This window comes from Clostridium guangxiense, assembly GCF_021043395.1.
GTDB lineage: Bacteria > Bacillota > Clostridia > Clostridiales > Clostridiaceae > Clostridium_S > Clostridium_S guangxiense.
The window spans coordinates 64,686-78,206 of the sequence record NZ_JAJNKE010000009.1 but is presented as its reverse complement, the minus strand read 5'-3'; the positions used below and the strand labels follow the sequence as shown (position 1 = coordinate 78,206).

General features: G+C 28.6%; 13 protein-coding genes. 8 read left to right on the top strand and 5 right to left on the bottom strand.

Annotation, left to right across the window (positions count from 1 at the left end; translation table 11 throughout):
• The first annotated feature begins 248 nt into the window (after positions 1 to 248).
• Positions 249 to 1,844, top strand: coding sequence for a peptide chain release factor 3 (locus tag LQK79_RS07940; RefSeq protein ID WP_053242517.1), 1,596 nt, complete (start codon positions 249 to 251; stop codon positions 1,842 to 1,844).
• Between the two features lie 491 nt (positions 1,845 to 2,335).
• Here the strand turns inward: LQK79_RS07940 and LQK79_RS07935 are convergent, their stop codons facing one another.
• Both LQK79_RS07935 and LQK79_RS07930 read right to left on the bottom strand, forming a co-directional pair.
• Positions 2,336 to 3,304 (bottom strand): phosphatase PAP2 family protein, encoded by a 969-nt coding sequence (locus LQK79_RS07935; protein WP_053242518.1) that lies wholly within the window; start codon positions 3,302 to 3,304, stop codon positions 2,336 to 2,338.
• Between the two features lie 344 nt (positions 3,305 to 3,648).
• Positions 3,649 to 3,804 (bottom strand): hypothetical protein, encoded by a 156-nt coding sequence (locus LQK79_RS07930; protein WP_157055766.1) that lies wholly within the window; start codon positions 3,802 to 3,804, stop codon positions 3,649 to 3,651.
• Positions 3,805 to 3,985: 181 nt separating this feature from the next.
• On the opposite strand from LQK79_RS07930, the gene LQK79_RS07925 reads away from it, so the two are divergent.
• Entirely contained in the window at positions 3,986 to 4,549 is a 564-nt protein-coding gene (locus LQK79_RS07925) for an ECF transporter S component (RefSeq protein WP_053242519.1), read from the top strand.
• 43 nt (positions 4,550 to 4,592) lie between these two features.
• On the opposite strand, the gene LQK79_RS07920 is transcribed toward LQK79_RS07925, so the two are convergent.
• A complete protein-coding gene (locus LQK79_RS07920; protein ID WP_053242520.1) occupies positions 4,593 to 4,766 on the bottom strand; it encodes a zinc-ribbon domain-containing protein in 174 nt (57 codons plus the stop codon).
• Positions 4,767 to 5,042: 276 nt separating this feature from the next.
• On the opposite strand from LQK79_RS07920, the gene LQK79_RS07915 reads away from it, so the two are divergent.
• The 5 genes from LQK79_RS07915 (at position 5,043) to LQK79_RS07895 (ending at position 10,668) form a co-directional block, all read left to right on the top strand.
• The gene (locus LQK79_RS07915) at positions 5,043 to 6,152 is read left to right on the top strand and encodes a sensor domain-containing diguanylate cyclase (RefSeq protein ID WP_231016153.1); all 1,110 of its coding nucleotides are present in this window, start codon (positions 5,043 to 5,045) and stop codon (positions 6,150 to 6,152) included.
• Between the two features lie 75 nt (positions 6,153 to 6,227).
• Positions 6,228 to 7,451: a tyrosine--tRNA ligase gene (tyrS, locus tag LQK79_RS07910; RefSeq protein WP_231016152.1), complete on the top strand. Its 1,224-nt coding sequence runs from the start codon at positions 6,228 to 6,230 to the stop codon at positions 7,449 to 7,451.
• Positions 7,452 to 7,761: 310 nt separating this feature from the next.
• Positions 7,762 to 9,675 (top strand): DUF6240 domain-containing protein, encoded by a 1,914-nt coding sequence (locus tag LQK79_RS07905; RefSeq protein ID WP_053242523.1) that lies wholly within the window; start codon positions 7,762 to 7,764, stop codon positions 9,673 to 9,675.
• Between the two features lie 26 nt (positions 9,676 to 9,701).
• A complete protein-coding gene (locus LQK79_RS07900; RefSeq protein ID WP_231016151.1) occupies positions 9,702 to 9,968 on the top strand; it encodes an EscU/YscU/HrcU family type III secretion system export apparatus switch protein in 267 nt (88 codons plus the stop codon).
• A gap of 4 nt (positions 9,969 to 9,972) precedes the next feature.
• A complete protein-coding gene (locus LQK79_RS07895; RefSeq protein WP_231016150.1) occupies positions 9,973 to 10,668 on the top strand; it encodes a metallophosphoesterase in 696 nt (231 codons plus the stop codon).
• Positions 10,669 to 10,676: 8 nt separating this feature from the next.
• Here LQK79_RS07895 and LQK79_RS07890 read toward each other — a convergent pair whose 3' ends face one another.
• Entirely contained in the window at positions 10,677 to 11,639 is a 963-nt protein-coding gene (locus LQK79_RS07890; RefSeq protein ID WP_231016149.1) for a methyl-accepting chemotaxis protein, read from the bottom strand.
• A gap of 74 nt (positions 11,640 to 11,713) precedes the next feature.
• Positions 11,714 to 12,487, bottom strand: coding sequence for a DUF2225 domain-containing protein (locus LQK79_RS07885; protein WP_231016148.1), 774 nt, complete (start codon positions 12,485 to 12,487; stop codon positions 11,714 to 11,716).
• 243 nt (positions 12,488 to 12,730) lie between these two features.
• Between LQK79_RS07885 and LQK79_RS07880 the strand changes: the two genes are divergently transcribed.
• Positions 12,731 to 13,513, top strand: coding sequence for a GTP pyrophosphokinase (locus tag LQK79_RS07880; RefSeq protein WP_231016147.1), 783 nt, complete (start codon positions 12,731 to 12,733; stop codon positions 13,511 to 13,513).
• Positions 13,514 to 13,521: the final 8 nt, after the last annotated feature.

Below are 13,521 nucleotides of genomic sequence, written 5' to 3'. Positions count from 1 at the left end.
ACTACAATCTATATATGTACCATGATCCATTAAATATTGGTATTTTGGAGCACATACAGATTAAGTTTCACAGTGTTTTCACTTTATTAAAGTCTGTATTGATTCAGGCTTTTTTGTTGTAATGAAATAAAGATAAACCATTTGAAACTTCGAAATTAATTTGTACTAAAATGCTGTCTTCTGAGTATTATGCTGTAAATTGATTTTGACAGTTGAAATGGTTTATCTATATGTAAAGGAGAGAAAAAATGGCTGATCTTATAAATGAAATAGAAAAAAGACGTACTTTTGCTATAATATCTCACCCAGATGCAGGAAAAACAACTCTTACAGAAAAGTTATTGTTATATGGTGGAGCTATAAGGCTAGCAGGTTCTGTTAAAGCAAGAAAAGCTTCAAAGCACGCAGTTTCAGATTGGATGGAAATAGAAAAACAAAGAGGAATATCTGTAACTTCATCCGTTATGCAATTTAATTATGAAGGGTATTGTATCAATATTCTCGATACTCCAGGACATCAGGATTTTAGTGAAGATACGTATAGAACATTAATGGCCGCCGACTGTGCGGTAATGGTAATCGATGCTGCTAAAGGTATAGAGGCTCAAACTAAAAAGCTATTTAATGTATGTAGTCTTAGAGGAATACCTATATTTACTTTTATAAATAAAATGGATAGAGAGAGCAGAGACCCATTTGAACTTTTACAGGATATTGAAAATGAACTTGGAATAAAGTCTTATCCTATTAATTGGCCAATTGGTTCAGGTAAAGATTTTAAAGGAGTATATGACAGAGAAAATAAGCTTGTACAAGTGTTTGATGGTGGAAATCATGGTCAAACTGAAGTTGAAGCATTAGAAGGAAATGTAGATGATAATATTTTCAGAGATCTACTAGGTGATTCACTTCATGATAAGCTTATAGAAGATATAGAATTATTAAATGTTGCTGGTGATAAGTTTGATATAGAGAAAGTAAGAAAAGGTGAACTTACTCCTGTATTTTTTGGAAGTGCTCTTACTAACTTTGGTGTTAAGCCTTTTCTTGAGGAATTTTTAAAATTAACTTCGCCACCTCTTCCAAGAACATCTGATAAAGGTGAAATAGATGTATTTGATGAAAAGTTTTCAGCTTTTATATTTAAAATACAGGCAAATATGAATAAAGCACATAGAGATAGAATTGCCTTTATGAGAATTTGTTCTGGTAAGTTTAAAAAGGGCATGGAAGTATTTCATGTACAGAAAAATACTAAAATTAGACTTACACAGCCTCAGCAGTTTTTAGCACAGGATAGAGAAATAATAGAGGAGGCTTATGCTGGTGATATAATAGGTGTGTTTGATCCAGGAATTTTTAGTATAGGAGATACACTTTGTGAAAGCAGCGATAAATTTAAGTTTGAGGGAATTCCAGTGTTTGCGCCAGAGCATTTTGCAAGGGTTAGAACAATAGATACAATGAAGAGAAAGCAATTTATTAAAGGTGTAACACAGATAGCACAGGAAGGCGCAATACAAGTATTTAAGGAAACAAATATAGGAATAGAAGAATTAATTGTTGGTGTAGTTGGTGTACTTCAATTTGAAGTTCTTCAATATAGACTCAAGAGTGAATACAATGTTGAAATTAAAATGGATATGCTTCCATATAAAAGCATAAGATGGATAGAAAATGAAGATGTAAACATGGACGATTTAACGTTAACTTCAGATACCAAACGTGTAAAAGATATGAAAGATAGAAATCTTTTGCTATTCCAAAGTGAATGGTCAATAGGATGGGCACTTGAGCATAACAAAGGTTTAACATTATCCGGTGTCGCGAAAAGTGATGAGTAAACATATAGAGGTTTGGGCGAAGCCCATGTGATTTGAGAACAATAAATTAGTCCTCACTATAATAGAGGAAAAACTAATAAATTAGTCATATTAAGCTGGGAGGTTTGGGCGAAGCCCATGTGATTCACTCTATTGAAAGATATTAAATGAAAGCCATAAATCTAAGAGGCTAATTATTAAAAGCTTCCAAGATTTATGACCTTTATTTAAACTGTTCTGCTATATTATTACTTTATATAACTGGAGGTTTAGGTAAAAGCTTTCTCAGTTTTTTTACGAAAAATACGCTGAGAATAAGTTTTAACAATAAAAGCATAAATAATACATTATAAAGATTCACGTCTAAATTCTGTAGGCACGGAGGAATTTTTTCCTTGTACCACCGTAGGAGCGAAGTAACAATGCTGAAGGAACGATTTAAAAAAATCCTAATAAATCTTAGATTTATAGGATTTTTTTAACGCGACGAAGCGTTGTTACTTCGTAATTTCTTAAGATGAAATAGAATTGTTGTCTATTTCAAAAGCTGAAGTATTGTTTCTGTAGTAGTATTTATCGAGTAGAGGCTGTACCTTTTTCTGCATCTTTCCAATAACAAAATCTGTTAATTTAACAGAACAGTATGCTAAAATCAAACCGCCGAATACATCAAGTACCCAATGTATTTCAAGATATAGTGTTGAGTAAATAACACTTAAGCAGAAAAATCCCCATACACATTTAAATAATTTATCCTTTTCACGCAAAACAAGTAAAAATGCTGCAAAAGCTATAGAAGTATGCATTGATGGAAAACAATTAAGTGCAGTACCAGACTTTTCGGCGAATGAATGAAAATGTCTTGCAAGACCATCAGGTTCACCTAATACGAACCATACTTCTTGAAGATGAAAAGTTATATAAAATGGGCTTATAAGGAAAATTTGAAATACATGAGCAGAACAAATATATTTAATCATTTTCTTATAATCTCGTATTATTGCAGATCTTAATATGCATATCATTGGTGGAAGTATAAAACCATTATTATAAACTAGCCTAAAAAACCAAGTTAAGTTATCGCTTTTATACATTCTAAAAATGGCACCATTATTAAAAGGTATTTTTTTAAATATAGGGTTAAAATCTACGACTATTTTAAGTTTTCTTTCTAGGTTTAGCATTTGTCCCCAAATTGCATAGCCATTTTTATTTATATACCATAAAAAAATTGCAAGTGGTATACAAAGAAGAATAAATGGAAGCCACTTAACATCTTTTCTCATGTCTTTATATGCAGTAAGAAAGATAAACCAATAAATTGATGCAATAACTTTATAACCAGGAGTTGCATTAACCAAATAAACATGTAGTGTATTTATAAAAAGTATTGTTCCGATAATTATAGGATAATATTCTTCTACAAAGTTAAAAATCTTCTTAAAATTATTTAATGTAGCTTGTCTGTTTAAACTTAACATTAATTCACCTCCATGACAGAGTAAATTATAACATATTAAATATGTAAAGTTAACTAAAATAGCAATAAAATTTGACTATTGAATTGTGGAAATTAGTATAAATAAAACAAATATGCTTAAAAATTTGGGATAAATACGGGATTTAGTAGGGGAATTAACAGATGAGTAACAAATATTTACACTTTGATTACATTAACCATTTTTATAATTGAATTTACATTAAGTTCCATAAAGACTATATGTAATATAATGGAATTAATTAAAATTAAGGCTGTTGTAAAATAAGAAAAGAAATTAATACTATAAAAAATTTTTACAACAGCCGTTGAAATGAAAAAATTTAATTATGAACTTTTTCTTTCATGCAGCATAGCATCTACAATGAAAACAAATGCTGATATAGATAATAATACATTTATAGCATTAATTCCTGTTCCTATTATTAAGACTGAAATCCATATTAAAAAACTGAAACTGCAAATCCATCTGAATATATTCATGAAATCATCTCCTGTTCTAGAAATTATGTCATTTTCAAAGTAAATCAACTATAGTATTTGTATTATAAAAATTAATATTCATAAAATTGTATGGATACATTTGCAATAACATTTATAAAATTATAATATAATTATTAAATGAATTCATTTGTAAATAATAAGGTAAGGTGAGGATAAATAAATGGAACAGAGAGTTACTAACACAAAGTATAGTATAAGAGATATTGCTGAAATATCGGTTATGGCCGCAATAGTTTTTGTAGCAACTAAGCTTACTGGTATACCAGTTGGACTTGGATATAAAGGAGTTGTACATGTTGGAGATAGCATGATATTTATAGCCGCTATAATTTTTAAAAGAAGAAATGCAGTTTTAGCTTCGGCTATTGGAATGGGATTATTTGATTTATTATCAACAGCTCCTATGTGGACGCCATTTACGCTTGTTATAAAAGGGGGAATGGCTTATATTGCAGCTAGTATTGCATATAGAAATGATTATAAAGGTGAAAGTATGATTAACAATATATTTGGTTTTATTCTTGGTGGAATATGGATGATAGGAGCTTATTATTTATCTGGAGTGGTATTAGATCATTATTTAATGAACTTTCCTTGGAGCCAAGCTTGGTTTATACAAGCAACTCATATAGCGCCAGACGTAGCTCAAGTAGTAGTGGGAATAATAATAGCTGTACCAGTAAGTAAAATAATTAAAAAAGCTAATATAATAAAACAAAGCTAGGTTAAAAAAGCTAAAATAAAAAGAGAGGATAACCTCTCTTTTACTATCTAGAAAAATCTTTGTGGAAACTATTTCTCTTATTTTTTCTAGCTTTTCTGCATTCAGGACATCTTACAGGATCATTTTCAAATCCTTTTTCTTTATAAAATTCCTGCTCACCCTCTGTAAAAGTAAATTCCTTTCCACAATCTTTACAAACAATTACTTTATCTGCCATGATAAATCCTCCTTAAACCATAGGAATAATTAATCTTGGACAAAGTTTCTATCTCCTATAAATTTAAGGAGTCAATAAAACAATACCTTGATAATTAACCTAATAATATAAATATAATGTTATTATATCACAAAATAGATAAAATTCAATATAATAAGAGTACAATTAATGGTAAAATATTAGTAAGGCAATAAAGGATTTTGTGATAAATTGCAGAATTTAATATAATAATATATATGTGATAGGGCTGTAATAAGATATGGTGATGTAGTTATTTTGATTAAGAAAAGGGAGATTAATGTGGAAAATCATGAAGAACTCTATGAAAAGTATTTAAAGCTAAAACAAGAATTTAGCACTTATCAAAACTTTGCTGAAAAACAAATACAAACAATGAGCGAAAAAAATACAGAGTTAGAAAAAAAGCTGGATGTACTTACTAATGTAGTAGAAGTAAGCAAGTATATAAACTCCAATATAAGTGATGATAATTTAATACCAATGATTAATGATATGATTATAGGAATTTTGGGAGTTACATATTCAACCATATATCTAAAAGAAGCTAAGGGAGATTTTATTGTTAAGGCTTGTAATATCAAGGTAGCAAATTATAATATAATAGCAAATACAATCTTTTCACTGCTTGGATCAGAAGATCCCATAGTCATAAATTCGAGAGAACCAATATTTAATGGCTTTAAAGGTAAACTTAACATACATTCTGTTATAGGAGTGCCTATAACTTTAAGGGATAGATTTATGGGCTATATAGTTGTTGAGCATACTTTATTTGATTTTTTTGGACATGGTCACATAAAATTTATATCAGCAATTGCTAATCAGATAGGTATTGCTATAGAAAATAATATTCTTTATAAAAGAATTAAGGAAGCTTCAATTAGGGATGCCTTGCTTGGAATAAGTAATAGAAAGCACTTCTTTGATGTAATAGAGGAAAAAGTGTTAAAGTATCCTAAGAAAAGTTTCGCAATTGTAATGGTGGATATAGATTTCTTCAAAAGCTTTAACGATTCCTATGGACATCAATTTGGAGACAAGGTTTTAATAGAAACTGCTAGAATATTATCTAAGAATATTGACCAGAAAAAAGATGAAATAGCCAGATATGGTGGAGAAGAGATAGTAATATATATAGATGATGCAAGTTCTCATGAAACTGTTTTTAGAATTGTTGATGATATGAGAAGAAAACTTAATGATAATATAGTAAAGTATGGCGAAATAGAGAAATCTGTAACGGCAAGTTTTGGAATAAGCTATTATCCTGAAAATGGTAGTACTGTTGAAAAAGTTTTAAATGTATCAGATTCTATGCTTTACAAAGCTAAAAAGTCTGGAAGGAATAAGATTGTTTCAGCCTAACACTTAAAATTTGAAATTTTTATGCTATTATGATTTAATATATAGGTGAATGCATTAAAAGGAGTGGTATTTATTATGGCAAATGTTCTCGATGAATTAATAGAGCGTGGATATATAAAACAATATACTCATGAAACTGAAATAAGAGAGTTACTTGAAAAAAAGAAGATAACTTTTTATATAGGATTTGATCCAACAGCAGATAGCCTTCACGTAGGTCATTTCATAGCACTTATGCTTATGTCTCATATGCAGAAGGCAGGACATAGACCTATTGTACTTATGGGTGGTGGAACTGCGATGGTAGGAGATCCAAGTGGAAAAACAGATATGAGAAAAATGCTTACCAGAGAAGAAATTGAAAGTAATGTTAAAAGTATAAAAAAACAAATGGAAAGATTTATAGATTTTAGCGAAGGTAAGGCCATTCTTGCAAATAATGCTGAATGGCTTATGGGATTAAATTATATAGAATTTTTAAGGGATATAGGAGTGCATTTTTCAGTTAATAGAATGCTTACAGCAGAATGTTTTAAGCAGAGACTAGAAAAAGGACTTTCTTTCCTTGAGTTTAACTATATGCTTATGCAAGGATATGATTTTTATAAATTAAATAAGGATTATGATTGCATAATGGAGCTTGGTGGAGATGATCAGTGGTCTAATATGATAGCAGGAGTAGAATTAGTAAGAAGAAAAGAAAATAAATCTGCTTATGCAATGACTTCATCACTTCTTACAAACAGCGAAGGCAAGAAAATGGGTAAGACTGAAAAGGGAGCTCTATGGCTTGATCCAAAGAAAACATCTCCATATGATTTTTATCAGTACTGGAGAAATATAGATGATTCTGATGTTGGGAAATGTCTTGCAATGCTTACATTTTTACCCATGGATGAGGTTAGAAGGCTTTCAGCTCTCCAAGATAAAGAAATAAATGAGGCAAAGAAAGTTTTAGCGTATGAAGTAACAAAACTTGTTCATGGAGAAGAAGAAGCTAAAAAGGCGGCAAGTGCATCTGAAGCTTTATTTGGCAGCGGAAGCAACATGGAGAATGTTCCTATGGTGTTTATACCTAAAGATATGGAGAATACAGGTATACTTGATGTTATGGTTTATACCAAAATTTTACCATCAAAAGGTGAAGGTAGAAGGTTAATTCAGCAGGGTGGACTTACTTTAAATAATGAAAAGGTTGAAGACTTTAATAGAGTTCTTTCAGAAGAAGATTTTAAAGAGAACGGATATGCTATTATAAAAAAAGGAAAGAAAAAATTCTTTAAATTAAGTATTAAATAAAGTATATTAATGAAAACATCTTTAGAATCTATAAGTTTTTCTATAAGAAATTATAAAAATTTTCATTGATTTCCGTTTAGATGAAGGAATGGTATTTGACATTTTGAAATACTATTCCTTCATATTTTTATATAATGGGTATTGATTTGTATTAATGTATTTACGATAATATGATTAGATGTTTTAAAGATAAATCACACTGAAACTTGAAAATTATTTGTACCAAAATGCCATCTTCTGGGATTATAATACAAATGAATTTTAATAGTTGAAGTGGTTTATGTATATCTATAGGTTTAGAGGTGGTATTATGGCAAATATTACAAATGTAAATAATTATTCTAAGAGCGATAATTTAATAACAAAGAAAAAGATTTCTTTTGATATAGGAGAAGTTTTTACAGCTCAAATTTTAGATGGAGATAATGATTCAGGTGAAGTTGTTTTAAGGACTTCAGATGGATGGAAGTTTAATGCAAAGGTTGAAAATTTCAACCAAATGGAAAGCTTTAGTGGAAACGGCAAGTTTGTAGTAGACGGTGTAAAAGATGGCAAGATAATGATAAAACTTCTTGATATGCAAGAAAAGAAGTCGGATGGACAGCAAATAATAGACAATGAATTGCTTAAGGAATTAGGGCTTACGGATTCAAAAGAAAATATTGATTTGTTAAAAGCTTTAATTGAACATAATATGCCACTAACTCAAGAAAATATTTCTAAGATGAAAAGTATAGTAGATTTTAAGAAAGAGCTAAATGATAACCCTAATAAGGCGGATGAGTTTATAGTCAAGTTTCTTGAAAATAGAAATATAGATATAAAAAGTGATGAAGGTCAAGCTATTTACAGTAAGTTAAAGGATTTTTTTGAAGATTTTAAAAAACTCAGTTCAGAAGATATAATTACATTTTTTGAAAATAAGATTGAGTTAAATGAAGAAAATATAAAAAGTTTTAATAAACTTTTTAAAGGAGAAGTATCACTATATAAAGAATTAGAAGATATAAATAAATCAATAGATGAGTATAATTTAAAATCACATGTGGATAATAAAAATTTAAATGGTAAGAATACTGTTGAAAATGTGGCTAAGGATATTTTTGAAGGCATTAAGAATCACAATAAAAACATAGAATCAAATATCTTAGATAAAGAAAATAATATAAAGCCTAATCTAACTATAGATAAAGGCAATAATTCAAAAGCAGTGAGTTCAGAAGAAATTATAAATTTGATTAATCAGTCAAGTGAAAATATAAATGAAGATAAAAAATTAAATTTGATTAATAATATAAAAGTATTAGACAATTTAAGCAAGGTAGTTGAGAATTCTAATAATATTTTTAGTAATAATAATGAAGAAGTTATTGGAAGGATAAAAAGCTATATACTTCAAAATGCCAGTGAACTTCAAAATATTGACAGTAAAGATGTAATAAAACAATTGATGGAAAGCGTTGAGTCTAATTTAGAACTTAGTGATAACAGTGCAAATGATATTTTAAAATCACTTCAAAATTTAGATATGCAAGAAACAAACAAAAATGTACTTAAAGAAGGTGAGGTTAAAAACACTACAAGCAATATTAAACTTGAAGAAACTGCAAATTTAATAAAAAACTTAGTTAAGCCAGTAAGTGGAAGCAAAGTAGAAGTTAATTCTGCTCAAAATGTTAAAGAACAGATAAATCTTAAAATAGAAAATATGAAAAGTTTCATAAGTAATTTAGTTGAAGCTAATAAAGGCGATAATGTAAATTTGAGTCAAAGAGTATATGATATTATAAAAAATAATATAAATGATTTTAAGGTGTTTAACAACATAAGCAATGAATATTATTATATGGATATACCTGTAACTAATAATCAAAAAGATTATCAATGTAAGCTTATAATCAAAGATGATAGAAAATCAGGAAAAAGAATAGATAGCAGAAATGTTAAATTGATTACTTCCGTGAAAACCGTGAATATGGGTGTTGTAGATGCATATATAAAGTTATTTGATAATAATATGAATGTTAATTTAAAATGCGAAAAAGAGTGGGTAAAAATTTTAAATAAATCTAAAGACACTATAATTGGTAAAATATCAAATATGGGATATAATATTAGTATGCGAGTTGATAAAAAAGAAGAAAAAGAGGAAGTAAATATAGTCAGTTGCAGAAGCTTTTTTAATGACAATAGTTCTTATAGTAAAATTGATGTAAGGGTATAACACAGTGCATGTAATGAGGTGATTTTATGGAGAAAGAAAGAAAAAAAGCAGCAGCATTAAAATATGAAATTGGATATAAAGCTCCTATTGTCACCGCTGTGGGAATGGGCTTTGTTGCTGATAAAATAATTGAAAAAGCCGCTGAAAATGAAGTGCCAGTTGTGTACAACAAGGAACTTGCAAATTTGCTCTCAAATGTTGAAGTTGGTACTGATATACCTTATGAATTATACGATGTAGTAGCTGAAATAATTGGTTATATTATGGATATAGATAGCAATGTAAGAAGGTGAATTAATGGCGTTATATGCAATCTCAGATTTACATTTAGATTTTAACGGAAATAAGCCTATGAATGTATTTGGCGAGTTTTGGAATAATCATGATGAGAAAATAAAAACAAATTGGATCAATTGTATAAATGATGAAGATACTATCCTTATTGCAGGGGATATATCATGGTCTATCAATATTGACGAAGGAAAAAAAGATTTTGATTGGATAAATATGCTTCCTGGGAAAAAAATAATTTCAAAGGGAAATCATGATTACTGGTGGACAAGTATAAGTAAACTAAATAATATGTATGAAAATATATCATTTATACAGAACAATTTTTTTTGTTATAAAGATTATGCTATTTGTGGAACAAGAGGCTGGGTAAGTAGAGATTCGGATGGTTTCGATGAGCACGATGATAAAATATACAATAGGGAGATTTTAAGACTTAAACTATCTTTAGACTCGGCAGTAAAAGCTGGATATAAGAAAATTATAGTTATGCTTCATTACCCTCCATTTAACGATAAATATGAGGATTCTGATCTTACAGATGTTATGGAAAGTTATGGAGTTAAAAAGGTGATTTATGGTCATATTCATGGACCAGCATTAAAAAGTGTTAATGGCTATTTAATCAAGAATAATGTTGAATATATATTAACATCCTGTGATTATCTTAATTTTAACCCTATGAAAATAAAGCTAGTTTAACACTAGCTTTATTTTTGTTTTAAATTATTTATATATGTACTTAAATTAATTACATTAGAATTTTGAGAATCTAATTCAGTAGAAACCGTAGAAATTAACTCATCAAATTCATTAGATACATTTGATAAATTATTTATACCATCATACATTATTTGTTTTGTACCTAAAAATTCAGAAAGTGATTCACATACATTTGAAGTTTCAGATTTAGAATAATCAATTGAAGACTTCATTGATGATAAAGTTTCCTTTGTACTAGTTATAGTAGTATTTTGAGTTTTAATACTATCTTCAGCTGACGACATAGAAGTAGATGCGTTCATTATGTCATTTTTTATTTCACCTAATATTTTTGTACTGTTTTCAACAGCTGATTTTGTATTTTCAGCAAGTTTTCTTATTTCATCGGCAACAACTCCAAATCCTTTGCCAGCTTCACCGGCTCTTGCAGCTTCAATAGCGGCATTTAACGCTAATAAATTTGTTTGACCTGCTATTTCACTTATAGAGTCTGTTATTAAGTTAACTGATTCTATTTTCGATACCATGTCATTAACGATGGAAAAAGAAGTTTTGAAAACAGTTTCAAACTCATTTAAAGATGAATGTAAATCTTCTATGCTTTGGAGTCCGTTATCAGCTAAAGAATCACTTTTTTCTATTGTTTCAAGAACTTTTTGTGTTTTCCCAGATAAATTATTAATATTTTTACCAAGCCCATCTAGCATAGTAAGAAAATCTGAAACACGAGTTGATTTAGATTCACTTAATGAATAGAGCTTATCAAATGAGGAACATATCGATGAATTTTTAGAAGAAATCTCTTCACTACTTTTGGAAATTTCATCGAGAGCTTTATCTAACACGTCATTACGGGAAGCTTCAGTTTTAGATGGTTCATCATTTTCTTCTACAGATGTTGATACCTGCAAATTTGAAGATTTATTTGTGGAACTTTTTTTAAAAAACATAATTTTTCCTCCGAATTATATATTTTACTCTTTATAAAATATTCGTATAATAAAATATAAACTGAACAGGGGGATTAGAAAAATTTTGAAAAAAGACTTTTTTTCTTTTCATCGTTCGGATCATGATGCTCTTCTAAATCAGAATCGTTTTTTGATGTGGATTTTATTAAATCCTTTTGATCTCTAATTTTATTTTTTAATCGTTGAGGAGCGTTCGTTTCACCTAGTACTCTTCCAAACCAGATTAAGGCATCTTTATTATTACCAACTCTTCTGTTTAATTCACCAATTAAATACATCATAGCAAATTTTGACATGCCGTATATTGGAAACATCTCATTAAAATATGCCTTGTTAAATTCATCAATTGAGTTTTTCATGTAGGAAGTCTCAAGTTTAGAATTTCCGAGCATACGATACATCCAGGCAATTTTTAAACAGTTCATTGCTTTACTACTGCTTTTAGCATCTAGTGTTACATAATTTAATAAAGAAATCTTAAATCTTTCTATGGCTATATTTATATTGTAGACTTCTGGATAATTTTTAGCATGCCATTTCATTGATATTTTTTCCATAATAAGCTGCTTTTGTGATTCTCTTATTTTATTAAAATCAGTTTTCATGGAAGCATATCCACATATATTACATAACCAAACATCATAAAAATATGGATTTATATTTTTATATTCATAAAAGAAATCACTATCTTGTTTTAAAATTCTATAAGAAGATTTTTTTACAGATCTTGCCTTAAATACATTTCCACAAACAGGACAAGTTACAGTTTTATCATATAAATAAATTGATTGATCAATTTCATTCTTTGTATTAATATTGTTGTCCACAAAATCACCTCATCAAATGGATTACATAATAGTTAATTTATTTAAGTTACCATGCAAAAATGTTTAATAATGCATAATATTATTATAACAAAAAATAATTTATATGACACAAGTTTTTGATAGGAGTTCAGTATTTTCTATATGTATATAATTTTATATTTAATTACATTGAAAAAATAATCCATATATTATAATATATTATAGTATTTATTTAAAATATTTGTTTAAGAGGGAGAAAGCTGTATGACAAAATTTGAGTGGAAGGCATTTTTAATACCTTATGAGCAGGCAGTAGAAGAGCTAAAAGTTAAGTTTAAAAGCATAAGAAAAGAATATAGGAGGAGAAACGAGTATTCACCAATAGAATTTGTAACAGGAAGGGTAAAGGAAATTTCTAGTATACTTGAAAAGGCCAATAAATTTAATATTCCTATGGATAGAATTGGATATGAAATGGAGGATATAACTGGCATAAGGATAATGTGCCAATTTGTTGATGATATAAATAAAGTTGTTAATATAATACGTGGAAGAAAAGATATGCAGATAATGTATGAGAAGGATTATGTTGCTAATGTAAAAAAAAGTGGATATAGAAGCTATCATATGGTTATAAAATATCCAATAAATATGGCAGATGGACCAAAAGAAATACTTGCAGAATTACAAATAAGAACTTTGGCTATGAACTTTTGGGCAACTATAGAACATTCGTTGAATTATAAATATAAACAAGATATTCCTGAAAATATAAAGGGAAAATTAAAAATGGCTGCAGATGCTGCTTTTCAGTTAGATGAGCAAATGCTTGAAATAAAAGATGAAATTATGGATGCTCAAAAATTATTTGAAATAAAATCAAGTCTCATTTCTAACATTATAAATAATATTTCACTCATTTCATCTACAGGCAAGGCTAAGGATGCTTCAAGATTTAGAAATAAGCTTAATTTGCTCATTGAAAAAGGAGAGGTAAATGAGCTAAATAATTTATTAAAGGATACTGAAAAATTGCTTCACAAATAAATCTTTGT